18 protein-coding genes are annotated in these 17,561 nt (G+C 59.0%); 12 read left to right on the top strand and 6 right to left on the bottom strand.

Annotation, left to right across the window (positions count from 1 at the left end; translation table 11 throughout):
* Both prfH and Q7O77_RS01400 read right to left on the bottom strand, forming a co-directional pair.
* On the bottom strand, nucleotides 1–470 hold a 470-nt coding region (gene prfH / locus Q7O77_RS01395), incomplete at its 3' end, for a peptide chain release factor H (protein WP_304162755.1).
* Nucleotides 467–1,588, bottom strand: coding sequence for an RNA ligase RtcB family protein (locus Q7O77_RS01400; RefSeq protein ID WP_304162758.1), 1,122 nt, complete (start codon nucleotides 1,586–1,588; stop codon nucleotides 467–469). The genes Q7O77_RS01400 and prfH, both read right to left, overlap by 4 nt.
* Before the next feature lie 167 nt (nucleotides 1,589–1,755).
* Here Q7O77_RS01400 and bsmA point away from each other — a divergent pair, with 167 nt between their 5' ends.
* The gene (gene bsmA, locus Q7O77_RS01405) at nucleotides 1,756–2,298 is read left to right on the top strand and encodes a biofilm peroxide resistance protein BsmA (protein WP_304162761.1); all 543 of its coding nucleotides are present in this window, start codon (nucleotides 1,756–1,758) and stop codon (nucleotides 2,296–2,298) included.
* 23 nt (nucleotides 2,299–2,321) lie between these two features.
* Nucleotides 2,322–2,603, top strand: a complete 282-nt coding sequence (locus tag Q7O77_RS01410) for a hypothetical protein (protein WP_085651124.1) — start codon at nucleotides 2,322–2,324, stop codon at nucleotides 2,601–2,603.
* A gap of 48 nt (nucleotides 2,604–2,651) precedes the next feature.
* On the opposite strand, the gene rlmB is transcribed toward Q7O77_RS01410, so the two are convergent.
* The 3 genes from rlmB to nsrR all read right to left on the bottom strand — a co-directional run bounded on the left by rlmB (nucleotide 2,652) and on the right by nsrR (nucleotide 6,435).
* Nucleotides 2,652–3,383: a 23S rRNA (guanosine(2251)-2'-O)-methyltransferase RlmB gene (gene rlmB / locus Q7O77_RS01415; protein ID WP_304162766.1), complete on the bottom strand. Its 732-nt coding sequence runs from the start codon at nucleotides 3,381–3,383 to the stop codon at nucleotides 2,652–2,654.
* Nucleotides 3,384–3,521: 138 nt separating this feature from the next.
* Nucleotides 3,522–5,966 carry a ribonuclease R gene (gene rnr, locus Q7O77_RS01420; RefSeq protein WP_304162769.1) on the bottom strand — a complete coding sequence of 815 codons (2,445 nt, stop codon included), beginning with the start codon at nucleotides 5,964–5,966 and terminating at the stop codon, nucleotides 3,522–3,524.
* Nucleotides 5,967–6,009: 43 nt separating this feature from the next.
* The gene (gene nsrR / locus Q7O77_RS01425) at nucleotides 6,010–6,435 is read right to left on the bottom strand and encodes a nitric oxide-sensing transcriptional repressor NsrR (protein ID WP_100053524.1); all 426 of its coding nucleotides are present in this window, start codon (nucleotides 6,433–6,435) and stop codon (nucleotides 6,010–6,012) included.
* A gap of 483 nt (nucleotides 6,436–6,918) precedes the next feature.
* Between nsrR and Q7O77_RS01430 the strand changes: the two genes are divergently transcribed.
* The 4 genes from Q7O77_RS01430 to codA all read left to right on the top strand — a co-directional run bounded on the left by Q7O77_RS01430 (nucleotide 6,919) and on the right by codA (nucleotide 12,521).
* Nucleotides 6,919–8,499, top strand: a complete 1,581-nt coding sequence (locus Q7O77_RS01430; protein ID WP_304162774.1) for a methyl-accepting chemotaxis protein — start codon at nucleotides 6,919–6,921, stop codon at nucleotides 8,497–8,499.
* 292 nt (nucleotides 8,500–8,791) lie between these two features.
* Complete coding sequence (codB, locus tag Q7O77_RS01435; RefSeq protein ID WP_304162777.1) at nucleotides 8,792–10,057, top strand: cytosine permease; 1,266 nt, start codon at nucleotides 8,792–8,794, stop codon at nucleotides 10,055–10,057.
* Complete coding sequence (locus tag Q7O77_RS01440; protein ID WP_304162780.1) at nucleotides 10,054–11,289, top strand: PucR family transcriptional regulator; 1,236 nt, start codon at nucleotides 10,054–10,056, stop codon at nucleotides 11,287–11,289. The genes codB and Q7O77_RS01440 overlap by 4 nt, the downstream gene beginning before the upstream one ends.
* Nucleotides 11,286–12,521 carry a cytosine deaminase gene (gene codA, locus Q7O77_RS01445; protein ID WP_304162783.1) on the top strand — a complete coding sequence of 412 codons (1,236 nt, stop codon included), beginning with the start codon at nucleotides 11,286–11,288 and terminating at the stop codon, nucleotides 12,519–12,521. Before Q7O77_RS01440 ends, codA begins: the two co-directional genes overlap by 4 nt.
* 46 nt (nucleotides 12,522–12,567) lie before the next feature.
* Here codA and Q7O77_RS01450 read toward each other — a convergent pair whose 3' ends face one another.
* Nucleotides 12,568–12,984 (bottom strand): hypothetical protein, encoded by a 417-nt coding sequence (locus Q7O77_RS01450; protein ID WP_304162786.1) that lies wholly within the window; start codon nucleotides 12,982–12,984, stop codon nucleotides 12,568–12,570.
* Between the two features lie 244 nt (nucleotides 12,985–13,228).
* Between Q7O77_RS01450 and Q7O77_RS01455 the strand changes: the two genes are divergently transcribed.
* The 6 genes from Q7O77_RS01455 to hemW are packed head-to-tail and all read left to right on the top strand — an operon-like array spanning nucleotide 13,229 to nucleotide 17,460.
* Complete coding sequence (locus tag Q7O77_RS01455) at nucleotides 13,229–13,960, top strand: YggS family pyridoxal phosphate-dependent enzyme (protein WP_304162789.1); 732 nt, start codon at nucleotides 13,229–13,231, stop codon at nucleotides 13,958–13,960.
* Nucleotides 13,961–13,994: 34 nt separating this feature from the next.
* Complete coding sequence (gene proC / locus Q7O77_RS01460) at nucleotides 13,995–14,816, top strand: pyrroline-5-carboxylate reductase (protein WP_304162792.1); 822 nt, start codon at nucleotides 13,995–13,997, stop codon at nucleotides 14,814–14,816.
* A gap of 57 nt (nucleotides 14,817–14,873) precedes the next feature.
* The gene (locus tag Q7O77_RS01465) at nucleotides 14,874–15,428 is read left to right on the top strand and encodes a YggT family protein (protein ID WP_304162794.1); all 555 of its coding nucleotides are present in this window, start codon (nucleotides 14,874–14,876) and stop codon (nucleotides 15,426–15,428) included.
* Complete coding sequence (yggU, locus tag Q7O77_RS01470) at nucleotides 15,425–15,730, top strand: DUF167 family protein YggU (RefSeq protein ID WP_085651113.1); 306 nt, start codon at nucleotides 15,425–15,427, stop codon at nucleotides 15,728–15,730. Before Q7O77_RS01465 ends, yggU begins: the two co-directional genes overlap by 4 nt.
* 7 nt (nucleotides 15,731–15,737) lie before the next feature.
* Nucleotides 15,738–16,331, top strand: coding sequence for an RdgB/HAM1 family non-canonical purine NTP pyrophosphatase (rdgB, locus tag Q7O77_RS01475; RefSeq protein ID WP_304162799.1), 594 nt, complete (start codon nucleotides 15,738–15,740; stop codon nucleotides 16,329–16,331).
* Nucleotides 16,324–17,460, top strand: coding sequence for a radical SAM family heme chaperone HemW (hemW, locus tag Q7O77_RS01480; RefSeq protein WP_304162802.1), 1,137 nt, complete (start codon nucleotides 16,324–16,326; stop codon nucleotides 17,458–17,460). The genes rdgB and hemW overlap by 8 nt, the downstream gene beginning before the upstream one ends.
* The last annotated feature ends 101 nt before the right edge of the window (nucleotides 17,461–17,561 follow it).

Raw genomic sequence — 17,561 nt, forward strand, 5'->3', positions numbered from 1 at the left:
GCTAAACGGCGATTGGCGTGCTGGCTACGCTCACTTTGCACCCGTACGCTGATGCCGCTGGCGACATGCGTCGCGCGAACGGCAGACTCCGTCTTATTGACATGCTGACCACCGGGACCAGAAGAACGGAGCGTCTCGATACGGATTTCTCCGTCAGTGAACGTTTGCTGTGGGGTGAAACGCTGCACGCCGATAAACCAGTTCTTACGCCCGGGACCTTTACGCCAGGGACTGGGACAAACCCACTGCAACGTCCCGCACCATGCGTCCGCCAGCGCTTCCTCGGCGTCGCCCTGCAGTAGAACCAACGCGGATCTCAGCGTTCCCGGCCGGTCCCCGGATTCGCTTTCGACCATCTCCAACGTGACGGACAACGCGTGTGCTTCGCGCGTCAGCGTGTGTAAAGCCTTGGCGGTCGCCAACATGCACTCATCAGGCCCTTGCGCGGCGGAGAGTTGCAGAAAAATCATGCGGCACCTCCCCGCGTTTTATACGTTAACAACGGCTTCAAACGCGCGATCGGCGTGATCAGTCCCGCCCCTTCCAGAGACGCGATCACCGTATCAATCGACTTGTACGCCTGAGGCGCCTCCTGAAACATCAGCTGTATATCCTGACAGATGACGCGACTCCCCAGCGCGGTACGCGCCAGATCCTGCATGCTGTAGCGCTGCTCCAGGCGCGCCTTGCATTCGGTACGCATCCATTTGCGGCCTGCGCCGTGCGCCAGTGAGTACAGACTGACTGCATCGGGCCGCGGCTGTACCAGATAGCTGTAATCGCCGCGAGAGCCGGGGATGACGACCGGACCGGCATCGGACGGCGTGGCGCCCTTGCGGTGCAGCCACCCGGCCTCGCCGTCGATGGTGGTCGACGTCACCAGATTGTGAGCCACATCCAGCAGGGCTTCGCCGTCCGTGTGCCACCGTTGCAACATACGCAGGGCAATGCACTGCCGATTAACCTCGGCAAAGCGCAGCGCCTGTTGATGCTGCCGCCAGTAATCATCAGCGTCGGGCGTCCCCTCCCGCAGACCTTGATGCCCGTGCTTTCGTACGTGCTGCTCCAAAATGGCCTGACCTAGCCCTCGCGACCCGCTATGCACAAGCAGCAAGAGTCGCCGGGCGTCCGGCATCATTTCTTCAAAGAGTGACGGCTGGTAGACCTGATCCACCTGTTGCAGCTCGGCAAAATGATTACCGCCGCCAAGGGTGCCAAGAGAAAACCGGTGCGGCAGCATATCGTCGTCGAGGTCCGGCACGTCGTCCAACGGACCATCGATATTGCCCAATCTTTTCTCCAGCTTATCCAGAGAAATTTTGCCGGCAGATAAGCCGGTGCGCCATAACGCCATACCACAGCCGATATCGTTACCGACCAGCGCAGGGTAAAAACGGCGGAGAGAGAAAAAAGCGGCCCCAATGGGATAGCCGCGCCCCGGATGCAGGTCCGGCATGCCGGACACCCGCGCCATATCCGGCAGACCGGCTGTAGCGGTCAATTGCTGAATGGCGGTATCATCAATCCAGGTGTTTTGCGACGCGATCACATTCACGCGCGCAGAAATAGAGCGAATTGTATTGCCCATAGATCAATCCTAATGATCAATTGAAAAAGATTTCGTGGGCAGGCAGAAGCCGGAACAAGACGCAAAGAAACAGAAAACTGCGGTGATTAATCCTGACATTGCCTGCAAAGGGTTGAATGTGAATAAGTCATACTGAACCTCCTTTGCAATGCGATAGGTGAGTGGAAATGAAAACAGCAGAATATTACGACTGCGATAAGGCAATTGGCAAGCAAAAAACGACAGCCATTAGCCAATCCACCAGCGAAAAGCGCTACATAAAAGGCGAAAAACCAGCAGAGTCATCCACGCACCAGCAGGCAGCGAAGATGCTGTTGACGAGGCCTCAGCCTTTTCAGCGAACATGTTCAGCGATTTTCTTTTTGGCGCACAGCGCATTACAACGGACACGTCAGCGACTGGCGATATTTTCATGTTCTCTGCTACTCTCCGCCTGCGGCTTGAACACGCCAGAACCCGCGCCGCCGCCCGGTCAACAGGCGATTGAAATCACACGGCAGCAAAGCTTTTCACTGGATAGAATCGACACGCTTTCTGTTACCGTGCGGGGGAGTCCCGATGACGCGGACCGAGAAGTGAAGCGCCAGGCTAATCAGCGCGGCGCGCAGTATTACCGGATTGTCAGCCGGATGGAGAGCGAGGCGCTCAACCCCGGCGTCTGGAGAGCCTTTGCCGTGCTATACAGGCAGCCGACGGTCCAGAAACCCTGAAACCACCCGATTGAGAGGATGTAATGAAGAAAATATTGGCCATCGCCGTTCTGCTGTTCAGTGCGGGTTCCGCCACGGCAGCCACCGCGCCCTGCCGCAGCCTGGAATGGAATTTATGGGTAGAGTCCGAACTGAATATCCTCGGCCAATCGCAGATCAGCGTGCAGATTGGTTCGACGACCTGGCAGCAGGCGGTAGAGAGTAAGCTGGCGGCGAAATCCTGGCCGAACAAGACGTCGGTACTGTGGTGTAATGCGGTAGAACAGCGCATCGCGGCCAAAGCCTCGTCGACCGCCGCCAAATAAGCGAATCATCCAGCGGGAGCCAGCTTGCTCCCGCCATCATATCCCGTCTTAGCTGCGCTGGCGCACCGCTTCGAACAGGCATACACCGGTAGCGACCGACACGTTCAGCGAAGAAACGCTGCCCGCCATCGGAATGCTGATCAGCTCATCGCAATGCTCGCGCGTCAATCGACGCATTCCTTCACCTTCCGCCCCCATCACCAGCGCCATCGGGCCGGTCAGCTTGCTTTGATACAGCGTATGGTCAGCCTCGCCCGCCGTTCCCACAATCCACACGTTGTGCTCTTGCAGCAAACGCAGCGTACGCGCCAGATTGGTCACGCGAATCAGCGGCACGCTTTCCGCTGCGCCGCAGGCGACTTTCTTCGCCGTGGCGTTCAGCTGTGCGGAACGGTCGCGCGGAACAATCACCGCGTTCACGCCCGCGGCATCAGCGCTACGCAGGCAAGCGCCCAGATTATGGGGGTCGGTCACGCCGTCCAGCACCAGCAGGAACGGTGCTTCGTGGGCAGCCAGCAGCTCAGGCAGATCGTTTTCCTGAAGCTGTCGCCCCGGCTTAACGTTGGCGATGATCCCCTGATGTACGGCACCCTCGACTTTGCTGTCGAGCCACTGGCGGTTGGCGACCTGCACGGCGATGCCGTTGGATTCCAGCTCGGCGACAACCGGCTGCAGACGACGGTCTTCCCGACCTTTCAGAATGAAGACTTCGAGAAAACGCTGTGGGTCGCGCTCCAGCAGGGCTTTAACCGCGTGGATACCGTAAATAATTTCGCTCATTGATACTCTTTTGACAGATAGAACGGGCGGTAAACCGCCCGCGATGTTGATAATGGAGACGCTTCGCTGCGCCTGACGACACGCTCATCAGCCAGGTTTTCCCCTCGCCGACGCTGCGCTTGCCGTCAGGCGTCAGACCTATTCCGCGGCGGGCTTTTTGCCTGCGCGCTTGGCCTTGGTGGCGGCAGCGATCTTACGCGTTTTCTGCGCGTTCTTTTTGGTTCTGGACGGCGTTTTTTTCCCGCCGTCAGCTTTCTTGGCGCCGTCTTTATCGTTGCGGAACGCGCTGTCCGGCTCAAAGTTAACGTGCTTGTTGGCAGGCTTGCGACGACGAGGGGATTTATTGTCTTTCCCGTCGCCCTGCTTCATCCGGTCACGCGCCGTTTTCCCTTCGCCGCGCACTTTGCGCGTGGAAGAGACCAGTGCGAAGTCGATATTGCGCTCGTCCATATGCACCGCTTCGACGCGGATTTCGACTACGTCGCCCAAGCGGTAAACCTGACCGCGTGATTCGCCAATCAGACGCTGGCCGATATTATCATAGCGATAGTAGTCGTTATCCAGCGACGAGACGTGAACCAGCCCGTCGATAAACAGATCGTTGAGACGGACGAAGAAGCCGAACCCGGTAACGCTGGAGATCACGCCGGTGAAGACTTCGCCCACATGATCCTGCATGAAGTCGCATTTCAGCCAGTCCGCAACGTCACGCGTCGCTTCATCCGCACGGCGTTCCGTCATGGAACAGTGCTGACCCAGTTGCAGGCATTCCGCCATATCGCTATGCCAGCCGCCGGTCGCGGTGGAACGCGCTTTACGGTCGCTCAACAGATATTTGATCGCCCGGTGCAACGAGAGATCGGGATAGCGGCGGATCGGCGAGGTGAAGTGCGCATAGGACGTCAGCGCCAGCCCGAAGTGGCCGCGGTTTTCCGGATCGTAAACCGCCTGCTTCATCGAACGCAGCAGCATGGTCTGCAACATGTCGCGGTCCGGACGGTCGGCCAGCTGCGTCATCAGCTCCGCATAGTCCTGAGGCTGGGGCTTCATACCGCCTTTCAGCGTCAGACCCAGCTCGCCCAGCACGCTGCGCAGCGCCAGAACGTGGTCTTCGGTAGGACGATCGTGGACGCGGAATAGCGCAGGCTCTTCATGTTTCTCAACGAACTTGGCCGCCGCGATATTCGCCAGGATCATGCACTCTTCAATCAGCTTGTGCGCGTCGTTACGCACCACGGCTTCCACGCGATCGATACGGCGATCGGCGTTGAAAATAAACTTCGCCTCTTCCGTTTCAAACGCGATGCCGCCTCGCTGTTCACGGGCTTTATCCAGCACTTTGTACATCTCGTGCAACTCTTCCAGCGCGCCGACCAGCGGCTGGTAATGCGCGCGCAGCGCTTTGTCGCCCTGCAGAATGTTCCACACCTTGGTATAGGTGAGACGCGCGTGAGAGCTCATCACCGCTTCGTAGAATTTGTAGGAAGAAAGACGTCCCTGCGCGGAGATGGTCATCTCGCACACCATGCACAGACGATCCACCTGCGGGTTCAGGGAGCACAGGCCGTTGGAAAGCGCTTCCGGCAGCATCGGCACAACCTGAGACGGGAAGTAAACCGACGTGCCGCGGGCGCGCGCTTCGGTATCAAGCGGCGTCTCCGGGCGTACGTAGTAGCTCACGTCCGCAATTGCCACCCAAAGACGCCAGCCGCCGCCGCGTTTCTTCTGGCAGAAAACGGCATCATCGAAGTCACGAGCGTCTTCGCCATCAATGGTGACTAACGGCAGCTGACGCAAATCGATGCGACCCTGTTTGGCGCTCTCAGGCACCTCGCTGCTGTATTCGCCGACCTGTTCTTCCACTTCCGGCGGCCAGGCGTGCGGAATATCATGGGTGCGCAGTGCGATGTCCACCGCCAGCCCGGTCCCCATGTTGTCGCCCAGCACTTCCACAATCTTACCGATCGCTTTGGAGCGACGCGTGGCACGCTGCATCAGCTCGACTACCACGACCGATCCCATACGGGCGGTGGATACCGCCTCAGGCGGGATCAGGATATCGAAGCTCAGACGACTGTCGTCCGGCACCACGAAGCCCGTACCGGCTTCGGTAAAGTAACGGCCGACGATCTGGCTAGTCCGCGGCTCAAGAACGCGGACGATACGTCCTTCTCTGCGGCCTTTACGGTCTTCGCCGAGGGGCTGGGCCAGTACGACGTCGCCGTGTATCGTTGTTTTCATCTGTTCGGCAGACAGGTACAGGTCGTCCTTGCGACCCTCGACGCGCAGGAAACCGAAGCCGTCGCGATGGCCCATGACCGTACCGCGAAGCAAATCCAGTTTTTCAGGCAGGGCGTAGCATTTACGGCGGGTGAAGACCAGCTGGCCGTCACGCTCCATCGCTCTCAGGCGGCGACGCAGCGCTTCTTGTTGTTCGTCAGACGTCAGTTCCAGATCTTTGGCCAGTTCTTCACGACTGATAGGGGTATCTCGCTTGGCGAGGTGCGCCAGAATGTATTCTCGGCTAGGAATCGGTGATTCGTATTTTTCTGCTTCTCGTTCGAGAAATGGGTCTTGTGACATTAAGTTTCCTCCGTTGTCATCGGCAGGTGGCTGAACGGATTGCTTATTCAACCAGAAGTAATTGGTATAGCGGCGGATTTTCTTTCACCATATCAGCCAGCGTGTAACTGTCCAGCTCCTGCAGGAAACTCTGCACTGCCTGATGAAGGGCCTGCTTGAGACGGCAGGCGGAAGTTATGTGACACGCATCGCGATCGCAGTTGACCAAGGTCAGCGGCTCCAGTTCTCGCAATACGTCGCTGAGGCGGATGGTAGCCGGGTCCCGGCCCAGTCGGATGCCGCCATTTTTTCCACGGACCGCGTTAATCAGCCCGGCGCGGCTCAGTTGATTGATAATTTTGACCATATGATTGCGTGAGAGGCCGTAAACGTCGGTCACCTCGGTAATACTGGTCATTTTTCCTTCCGGCAACGACGCCAGATAGATCAGCGCTCGCAGGCCATAATCCGTAAAACGTGTTAACTGCACATTCACCTCTGGGGACATTTTCGGGTGTCGCTGAGGAAGCCGCCCCGTGCTTTCAGGTTCCCCGCCGTGCTACGCAACCACACAATCGTAAACGGCATCTCACACTACATGCTCATTTTTTATCAGCAGATAATAAACCAGCGGCAAACATCAGGGCCAATTATTTAACGTTTAACGACAATTTCACTTCATTTTGCCCTCTTTTGGCTCCGCCATAAGATAAGGGAATCCTGTTTCCTGCCCTCATCGCTCTTCTGATATGTTCTGATTCCACTCTTCTTGTGGCCTTATCCCATGAGTACACCTCGTTCGAACACGAACAGTGCGCACCCACCTGAGCGTACAGAGGTTACGTCAGGGTACCGAGCGCTGCCCAGATTCAACAGGGTCAGTCAGGGACAGATTCTTATTTATAGCAGGCAACGTCCGGCGGCGTTGCAGTGATGCCGCCCGTGATTTTTCTACACACAGGGAATCGACATCATGCGTTTGAAGAACCTCTCCATTCGTACCGGTCTTTTATCGTTGTTAACGCTTATCACCCTGCTGCTGCTTATCGTCAGCGGCATGGGCATCCACGCCATTAATCAAAGCCGACAATCGCTCGGCGCGCTAAACCACATTCAGGGCATACAGCTGGGCGGCCTGATGAGCGGTTATAACCTCACGCTGCAGGCGAGAGCCTCGGCCACGCTGGCCGTCCGGAAAATCGAGATAGGGCTGCTCGATATCGGCGCGCAGGAAACCGAACGCCTGACCCGCGAGGTCCAGAGCGCCACAAACGTTATCCAGCAGTTTTCCCAGACCGACAATGCGTCGGAGGAAGGACTCACGCTGGCGAAGAACGTCGCGACATCCTATCAACGCTATCTGGAACAGGGCCTCAACCCGATGGTGGAATCGCTGCAAAAACAGTATACGGACGAATACTACACGCTGTTGGAAAGCAATCTGACGCCGCTGTCGATGGCGTTCGACAGCGCGATTCAAGCGTTTCGAACCTATGCGCAGCAGCAGGCGGTTGACCGTATTCAGGACGCCGAACATAACGAACGCGTCATGCTGTTGCTGATTAGCGTAGCGGGCCTGCTATCGCTGCTGCTGGTGTTTCTTGGCTGGATGGCGCTGCGGCATATGCTGCTCAAGCCGCTCGACCGGGCGGTTGACCAGTTGGAACAGGTGGCGGCGGGCGATCTGACGCAGCGGATTCCGGCGGGCGGCGATAATGAGCTGGGCCGACTGAGCGACGCCATTGAGCGCATGCAGCTCGCGCTGCTGGCGTCGGTCGAACAAGTGCGAGACGCCAGTACTCACATTGACCGCGGCAGCCATGAACTCACGTCCGGCAACCGCCACCTCGAAGAGCGTACCGAAGCCTCAGTGGCCGCACTCGAGCAGACCGCAGCCAGCCTGGAACAGCTCAGCGCGACGGTCAAACACAACGCCGACAACGCCACGCTGGCGCATCAGTTGACCGATAAAGTCTCGGACACCACCGACCGGGGCAACGAATCGGTGTGCTACGTCATTGAGAAAATGCAGGAAATCGCCAATAGCGCCAAACGCATCAGCGACATCCTCGGCGTCATCGACGGCATCGCATTTCAGACCAACATTCTGGCGCTGAACGCGGCCGTGGAAGCGGCTCGCGCCGGAGAACAAGGCAAAGGATTCGCGGTAGTGGCGAGCGAGGTCCGCAATCTGGCCCAGCACAGCGGACAGGCCGCCAAGGAAATTCGAACGCTGATCATGGATTCGCAGACCCACGTGACCGAGGGGCTGACGCTGGCCTCACAGGCGGGCGAGACCATGGACGAGGTATCCGGCGAGATTAACCGCATCACCAGCCTGATGAAAGAAATCTCCTATGCGTCTCAAGAGCAGCACCGCGGCATCGAGCAGGTCAACATCGCCTTTACTCAGATAGACAAAGTCGCTCAGCAGAACGCCGCGCTGGTCAAAGCTTCTGCCACGACGACCGAATCGCTGGAAGCGCAATCCCGCCACTTGGTGGAAGCGATGGCGATGTTCCGCATCGGCGATAAGCTCCCGCTACTGCCCTGATCCCCGACCGTCGTCGCCGTATTCGCGGCGGCGACCTTTTATCGCCCCGCCCTCGTTCTTTCCATCGCAACGCCCCTCGAGTCCTCACGACTCGCCTGTCGATATCAGTGCAACTATCGGGCAAAACGCACAATCATAGAGCGGTTACCGGAAATAAAGACGAAAAAACCGGGCAAACTGCACAATACTCATTGTATCCACTGCCTGCTTTCTTCGGTTCAGAAAACAGGCACGTTAATTGCTCTGTTAACTCAGGTCTCCCCCCTACTTACGTTAAACAGAGGTCATCGTCATGTCAGAACCGAATGAGTTTCCCTTGAGTGAAACGCCCAAGAATCAGCGCAAAGGGTTGCTCTCGATCTCGATGGTGTTGTTCAGCTTTACGTTTTTTACGGGCACGATGTTCGCGGGCGGTAAGCTGGGCGTCGCCTTCCCCTTAGTCGACATGCTGTGGATCGCCACCATCGGCAATCTGCTGCTGGCGCTGTATGCCGCCTCGTTAGGGCTCATCGCCGCCCGCAGCGGCCTCAACTCCGTGCTGATGGGGCGCTTCTGTTTTGGCGAAGCGGGCAGCAAGCTGTCGGACTTTCTGCTCGGATTCGCCGAGCTGGGCTGGTACGCCTGGGGCACCGCCACCCTCGCTATTTCGCTGGTAAAGCTATTGGATCTGCCGCCGGGATATACCGTTCCTCTGATGATTTTGTTCGGGCTGGGTTTCTCCATTACCGCGCTGGCGGGTTTTAAAGGGCTCGACATTCTGTCCCGTATTTCGGTGCCGCTGATGTTTATCCTGCTGGTGGCATCGATGTGGATCGCCACCCGCGACGCGGGCGGCTGGAGCGGCCTGACCCATATTTCACCGTCTAATACCATGACCTGGTCCGCCGCGATAACAATGGTGTTCGGCACCTTCGCCAGCGGCGCCACGCAGGCCACCAACTGGACCCGGCTGTCACGCAGCGGCAAAATCGCCGTCGGCGCCAGCATCATCAGCTTTCTGGGCGGCAACGGCCTGATGATCGTCTCCGGCGCCTGGTGCGCCATCGTCTATCAGCAGGCGGATATCGTCGCGGTGATGATGCTTCAGGGGCTGTCGGTCGCGGCCGTGATTATGCTGTGCCTCAACCTGTGGACTATTCAGGGACCGACGCTCTATAACGTCTCCGCCGCCGCCTGCCACCTGTTGCGCAGCGAACGTCGCCGGACGCTGACTCTCGTCGGCGCGGCCATCGGCATCCTGCTAGCCATCGGCGGCATGTACGAAATGCTGATCCCGTTTCTGGTGCTGCTGGGTTCCATCATCCCGCCCATCGGCGGCGTCATCATGGCCGACTACTGGTTTCGCTACCGCGGCCACTATCCGGCGATCCAGCAGACCGTGTTGCCGCGCTTTAACGTCAACGGACTGGCCGCCTACGCCATCGGCGCCGCGCTGGCCTACTTCTCGCCGTGGATTGCCCCGCTGGTCGGCATCGCGGCCTCCGCCAGCCTGTACATACTCTTCACGCTGTTGAGCGGACGCCGCGCGCCCCTGACGCAACGAGAGGAGCAGCCATGAGTTTGAGCATCAGTGAAATTCTGTCGCTGCCGGGGCTGGAGCCATTGCAGCTACGCGGCGGCGCGCACAACATTCATCGCGCGGTGCGGTGGTACTACGTGGCGGAAAATGAAGGGATCGCCGAATGGATCATGGGCGGCGAACTGGTCTTCGTCACCGGGATCAACCACCCGCGCAACGAAGAAAACCTGTTGCAGCTACTGCGTGAAGGACACCAGCACGGTATCGCGGGCATGGTGATCCTCACCGGAGAAGCCTTTATTCATGCGATCCCCGACGCGGTTATCGCGCTCGCGGACACGCTGGGCATTCCATTGATAGAGCAGCCCTATTCGCTCAAGATGGTGATCGTCACCCAGTTGGTCGGCACCGCGCTGGTCCAGCGAGAAGCGACGCTGCGATCTCAAAGAGACATTCTGATCCAGCTGCTGACCGGCGAGTACCCGAGCCTGGCAATCGCCAGCCAGCGCGCCAGCCATCTCCACCTCGCGCTGGAGCAGCCGCGTCGGATCGCCGCGCTGCGGCTAAGCGGCACGCAAACGTTGTTCAATGCGCACGATCCCATTGCGGCCGAAACGCAGTTGCAGTCGGCCCGACAGCAGATCCAACAGCAGCTGGAGGCGGATCTGGCCAGCCACGATCCCGGGCTGCCGCTGATCGTCCTGGGCGAACTGTTTATTCTGCTGTTGCCCGACGACGATCAGCCATTCCGGCGCAGCAAACAGCGGCTGCAACACCTTCAGCAAACGATCGACAATCAGATCCGTCCCCTGCGTCTGTTCAGCGGTATCTCATCCACGGTGATCTCGGCGGCGCACTACCGGCAGGGATTGATCGAAGCGCGGCGCGCGCTGGATGTCACGGAGAGCATGCAGCCGGACAAAGGCCAGTGCGACTATAGTGAGCTGGGCGTGCTTAAACTGCTCACCGCCGTCAAAGAGCCCGAGCTGGTCACGCAGTTCATGAAGGAGACGCTGGGGATGCTCTTCGAGCCGCACCGCAAGCATCCGCATCAGCTGGTGGAAACGCTCGACGCCGTGCTGCAGGAAAACGGCAATCTGATCAAAGCCGCCGAGCGGCTGCATATCCATCGCAACACGCTGCACCAGCGTTTGCAGCGCATCGAACAACAGTCAGGGAACGCGTTGAGCGATCCCCAGTTTCGCTTGAATGCGTCGGTCGCTTTGCTGGTCTGGCGTATGTCCAATGCACAACAACAGGAGTTGTTATGAAGATTATCAATGCCGCCCTTCGCCATCAGCCGGGCCTCTACACGCTGAGCTTTCACGACGGCCTGATCGCCGCCATCGAGCCGCAGAGCGGTCCGATGACGGCCGCGCCCGAGGACATCGATGCGGGCGAACGGCTGGTGATCCCGCCGCTGGTCGAGCCGCATATTCACCTCGATGCGACGCTGACCGCCGGTGAACCTGAGTGGAACATGAGCGGCACGCTGTTCGAAGGCATTGAACGCTGGAGCCAGCGTAAAGCCACCATCACCCACGAAGATACCAAGCGCCGGGCGCACAGTACCATCGGCCTGCTGCGGGATCATGGCATCCAGCATGTACGCACCCACATCGACGTGACCGACCCTACGCTGGGCGCCTTGAAGACCATGCTGGAAGTCAAAGAGGAAGCGCGCGATCTGATCGATTTGCAGATCGTCGCGTTTCCGCAGGAAGGGATCGAGTCGTTCCCCGATGGCCGTCAGCTGATGGAACAGGCTATCGACATGGGCGCCGACGTCGTGGGCGGGATCCCGCACTTCGAAAATACCCGCGAACAGGGCGTAAGCTCAGTGAAGTTTCTGATGGATTTGGCGGAGCGTCGCGGATGTCTGGTGGATGTTCACTGCGATGAGACCGACGATCCTCAGTCACGCTTTCTGGAAGTGCTGGCCGAAGAAGCGCGCGTGCGCGGCATGGGCGAGCGCGTCACCGCCAGCCACACGGTGGCGATGGGTTCCTATGATAACGCCTACTGCTCCAAGCTGTTTCGTCTGCTCAAGCGCTCCGGCATCAGCTTTGTCTCCTGCCCGACGGAAAGCATCCACCTGCAAGGCCGTTTCGACACCTTCCCGAAACGGCGCGGCATCACCCGCGTCGCCGAACTGGACCGTGCCGGGATGAACGTCTGTTTTGGGCAGGACTCCATCAAAGACCCGTGGTATCCGCTGGGCAACGGCAATCTGCTGCGGGTGCTGGATGCCGGGCTGCATATCTGTCACATGATGGGCTACAAAGACCTACAGCGCTGCCTAGACTTCGTGACCGATAACAGCGCTAAAGCGATGCATCTGGGAGAAAATTACGGTCTGGTCGTCGGCCGACCCGCCAATCTGCTGATTCTGGATGCGGAAAATGATTACGAGGCCGTGCGTCGTCAGGCCAAGGCGCTGGTGTCCATACGCCACGGTAAGGTGATCATGCGTCGTACGCCCGAGCGCATCGACTACGTTTAAGCGCTAGTTCCGGGCGGGGTTATCCCGTCCGGAACGGCTTTCGGCGTTACAGCGCGCTTAGAGAGTAAGACTGCTGTTCCTGAGATCCATCGGAGTAGATTTCGCTAATGTCGAGCGCATCGCCGTGAATGCGGTAGGTGATGATTTCATCGGCGGGATCGTTGCGCCAACGTCCGATACTGTCGGGATTGTTACTGGCCCACAGCACGCGATTGTCCGCCACTTTGCATTTGATCGCCCAGCGGGAGCGGTCGCCGGGCCGGAAGTAGTGTACGTAGGCGATGCCGTTTTCGACGTTGTCGAGCTTCATGATCTGGGTACTACGTCCAAAAATTAACGAGGTGGTCGCTTTGCAAATTTTGCCGATAGGCGGGGACGAGGGAGCGGCGGCGCGGGCTGAATCAGCCATAAAGGGAAGGAGCAAGGCGACACCGACGGTCGCGATTGTTTTCTTTTTATTCATTGAAAATTCCATGTAAATAGCGGTCACCGTTTAATCTGTCGAACAATGCAAACTGGCAGGTTGACGCCGAACCCATTCAGCTTGCAGGTTTTTAGCTTAGACCAAACTCTTCCATACGCGCGTTTTTTAATGCATTAAAGAACTCAGCCCGCCGGACAGGTTACCCTTCAAGGTGCAGATCCGGGTCATTCTGTTTTACACTATCTGCCGAACCGATATTTCAAATCACACATAAGCCTCCTGAATGACTATGAGCACGAACCTTACGACACAGACTGTGCAGCAGAATCTAGAAGGCGTCAGGCAGCAAATTTCAGCGGCGGCCGAACGCTGCGGACGCCTTCCCGAAGATGTCACGCTGCTGGCCGTCAGCAAAACCAAACCCGTCAGCGCGATTGAAGCGGCGATCGAAGCCGGACAGCGCGCCTTCGGCGAAAACTATGTCCAGGAAGGCGTGGACAAAATCCTGCATTTTCGCGCCGCTCAGCCTGATATGCCGTTGGAATGGCACTTCATCGGTCCTTTGCAGTCCAACAAGAGCCGGCTGGTGGCGGAGCACTTCGACTGGTGCCACACTATCGATCGCCTGCGCATTGCGCAGCGCCTGAACGATCAGCGACCGGACGAGCTGCCGCCGCTCAATGTCCTGCTACAGGTTAATATCAGCCAGGAAGCGAGCAAGTCCGGCATGATGGCGGACGCCTTGCCCGCGCTGGCCGCCAGCGTCGCGGCGATGCCCCGCCTGCGCCTGCGCGGCCTGATGGCGATCCCCGCGCCGGAAAGCGACTATGAGCGACAGCTCGCCGTTTTCCGCCAGCTGTCCGATCTTTTTCAGCCGCTCAGGAGCCGTTATCCTCAGGTGGATACCCTTTCCATGGGGATGACCGACGACATGCCGGCGGCCATTGCCGCAGGCAGCACGCTGGTCCGCATTGGCACGGCGATTTTTGGCGCGAGAGATTACTCCGCCGCCTAACGCTTAACAGACACCCGACTACAGCGAGAATCCGATGGAACACCGTAAAATTGCCTTTATTGGCGCAGGTAACATGGCGCAGGCCATTATTGCTGGCTTAATCGACGGCGGTTATCCCGCCACACACATTGCCGTGAGCGCCCCGACGGCGACGCGTCGCGATGCGTTGGCCAGAGAGTATGGCGTTATCAGTTCCGGCGACAACGTCGACTGCGTACAACAGGCCGACGTCGTGGTACTGGCGGTGAAACCTCAGCTGATGGGAGACGTGTGCTCAGCGCTGGCGTCGAACGTCGACTTCAGCAACAAGCTGGTGCTGTCCATCGCCGCAGGCGTCAGCGTCGCCCGTTTTGAGGCGCTGCTGGGCAAACCGTTGAATATCGTCCGGATCATGCCTAACACGCCGTCTCTGGTCTGTAAGGGGATGAGCGGACTGTATGCGCCCGACAACGTGAGCAAGGCTGACCGCGACTTTACCAGCAGCCTGATGAGCAGCGTCGGCGAAGTCTGCTGGGTTGATGAGGAAGCGCAGATTAACGGCGTCATCGCCGCCGCGGGCAGCGCTCCGGCCTACTTCTTCCTGTTTATGGAAGCCATGCAGCGGGAAGCCGAACGTCAGGGATTCGATACCCAGACGGCACGCCAGCTGGTTCAGCAGGCCGCCACCGGCGCCGCCGCGCTGGTCGCCGCCAGCCCGGACAAAGCTTTGTCTACCCTGCGTGAAAATGTCACCTCCAAGGGCGGCACCACGGCGGAAGCGCTGCGGGTATTCAACGAACAGCATCTGGCTGAAACCGTGTCGGAGGCCATGCAGGCCGCCGTCGCTCGCGCCAAAGAAATGGAAAAGCTGTTTTAATCGTGGCCTTTTCCACACACGACCTCATCCTCTGACCCGAAAGGAACCGTTGCATTTATGCTTACTCTGACGTTTCTAGTCAAAACGCTAATCGACCTGTATGTGATGGTGCTGCTGTTGCGCATCTGGATGCAGTGGTCGCGCAGCGATTTTTATAATCCGCTGTCGCAGTTCGTGGTCAAACTGACCCAGCCGATCGTCGGACCGCTGCGCCGCATCATCCCCTCGCTCGGCCCCATCGATAGCGCATCGCTGCTGCTGGCGTTTCTGCTGACGACCCTGAAATACCCGTTGCTGCTGCTCATCCAGGTCGGCACCCTGTCGCTCAGCCCGTTGAATCTGCTGGTTGGGCTGCTGTCGCTGGTCAAATCCGCAGGCTATCTGGTGTTCTGGATGGTGATCATCCGTTCGCTGATGAGCTGGATCAGCCAGGGCCGCAGCCCGGTCGACTACCTGCTCTACCAGCTGACCGAACCGCTGATGGCGCCGATTCGCCGCATACTGCCTGCGATGGGCGGCCTCGACTTCTCCGCGATGGTCGTCATCCTGATCCTGTATCTGCTGAACTACCTCGGCATGGATTTGTTCCCCGGACTGTGGTTCCTGCTGTGAGTGCAGTCAGCTACGATCGGGACGAACTGGTGATTCGGCTGTACATACAGCCGAAAGCCAGCCGCGACCAGATTGTCGGCCTGCACGGCGAAGAGCTGAAGGTGGCGATCACCGCACCGCCGGTCGACGGTCAGGCCAACGCGCATCTGGTCAAATTTCTCTCCAAGCAGTTTCGCGTCGCCAAAAGCAAAGTGATTATTGAAAAAGGCGAGCTGGGTCGGCATAAACAGATCAAAATCGTCGATCCCCAGACGATCCCCGCCAACGTCGCGGAACTCATCGCTTCACCTTCTCAGGACTGAATAACTGATGCAAAAAGTCGTATTAGCCACCGGCAACGCCGGTAAAGTGCGTGAGCTCGCCGATCTGCTGGCGGATTTCGGGCTGGACATCGTGGCGCAAACCGATCTGGGCGTGGACTCCGCCGAAGAGACCGGCCTGACGTTTATTGAAAACGCCATCCTCAAGGCCCGTCACGCCTCGCGGATCACCGGGCTGCCCGCCATCGCCGACGACTCGGGTCTGGCCGTGGATGCGCTGGCCGGCGCGCCAGGGATCTACTCCGCGCGCTATGCGGGCGAAGACGCCGACGACCAGCAGAATCTCAACAAGCTGCTGGACGCTCTGCAGGACGTGCCGGACGACCAACGCACCGCCCGTTTTCACTGTGTGCTGGTGTTCCTGATGCATGCCGACGACCCCACGCCGCTGGTGTGTCACGGCAGCTGGCAGGGCACTATCGCCCGTGAACCGGCGGGCGGCGGCGGTTTTGGCTATGACCCGATTTTCGTCGTACCGGACGCAGGCGTCACCGCAGCAGAACTGACCCGCAGCGAAAAGCTGAGCCGCTCCCACCGTGGTAAAGCGCTTCGCCAATTGCTGGATGCCCTGCGCAATGCTTAAGCTGCCTCCACTCAGCCTCTACATCCATATTCCCTGGTGCGTGCAGAAATGTCCGTACTGCGACTTCAACTCGCACGCGCTCAAAGGCGAGGTGCCGCACGGGGAATATGTGGATCACCTGCTGGCCGATCTGGATGCGGATCTGGCGATGGCGCAAGGACGTCCGCTGCATTCGATCTTCATCGGCGGCGGCACGCCCAGCCTGCTGAGCGCCGAAGCGATGCAACAGCTGCTGGACGGCGTGCGCGCCAGACTGGAACTGCTGCCCGAGGCCGAAGTCACGATGGAGGCCAACCCCGGCACCGTCGAAGCCGACCGCTTCAGCGGCTACCAACAGGCGGGCATCAATCGTATTTCCATCGGCGTACAAAGTTTCAGCCCGGACAAACTCCAGCGTCTGGGCCGCATCCACGGGCCGGAAGAGGCGAAACGCGCCGCGCGACTAGCCGAACAGTTGGGCCTGCGTAGCTTCAACCTCGACCTGATGCACGGCTTGCCACAGCAGTCGCTGGAAGAGGCGCTGGACGATTTACGTCAGGCTATCGCGCTGAACCCGCCGCACCTGTCGTGGTATCAGCTCACCATCGAACCCAACACGCTCTTTGGCTCCCGCCCGCCGACGCTGCCGGATGACGACGCGCTCTGGGACATTTTTAGCGCCGGACATGAGTTGCTGAGCGCCGCAGGCTACCAGCAGTATGAAACCTCGGCCTACGCCCGCCCCGGCTACCAGTGCCAGCACAACCTGAACTATTGGCGCTTCGGCGACTATCTCGGGATCGGCTGCGGCGCGCACGGCAAGCTGACGTTCGCGGACGGACGCATTGTGCGCACCGCCAAAACCCGCCATCCGCGCGGCTACATGCGGGGCGAGTATCTGCATCAAACCACCGACGTGCCGTTAAATGACCGTCCATTCGAATTCTTTATGAACCGTTTCCGGTTGCTGGAGCCTGCGCCACGCGCTGATTTCACGAACTATACTGGACTGACGGAGCAGGCGATCCGCCCGCAGATCGACGCGGCGCTGGCGCAAGGTTTTCTGACGGAAACCGACCGCCACTGGCAGATCACCGAGCACGGCAAACTGTTCCTGAATACGCTGCTGGAAGGCTTTCTCGCCGACTGATTTCGCCGCCCGCCGTCATGCTGCATAAAAATCGCTGACGACGCGATAAAGCGCATTGAACTCGCAGGCGAGAATATGACAAAGTGAAGACAGGACTGATA

The organism is Lonsdalea britannica (assembly GCF_946477055.1).
GTDB classification, from domain to species: Bacteria; Pseudomonadota; Gammaproteobacteria; order Enterobacterales; family Enterobacteriaceae; genus Lonsdalea; species Lonsdalea britannica_A.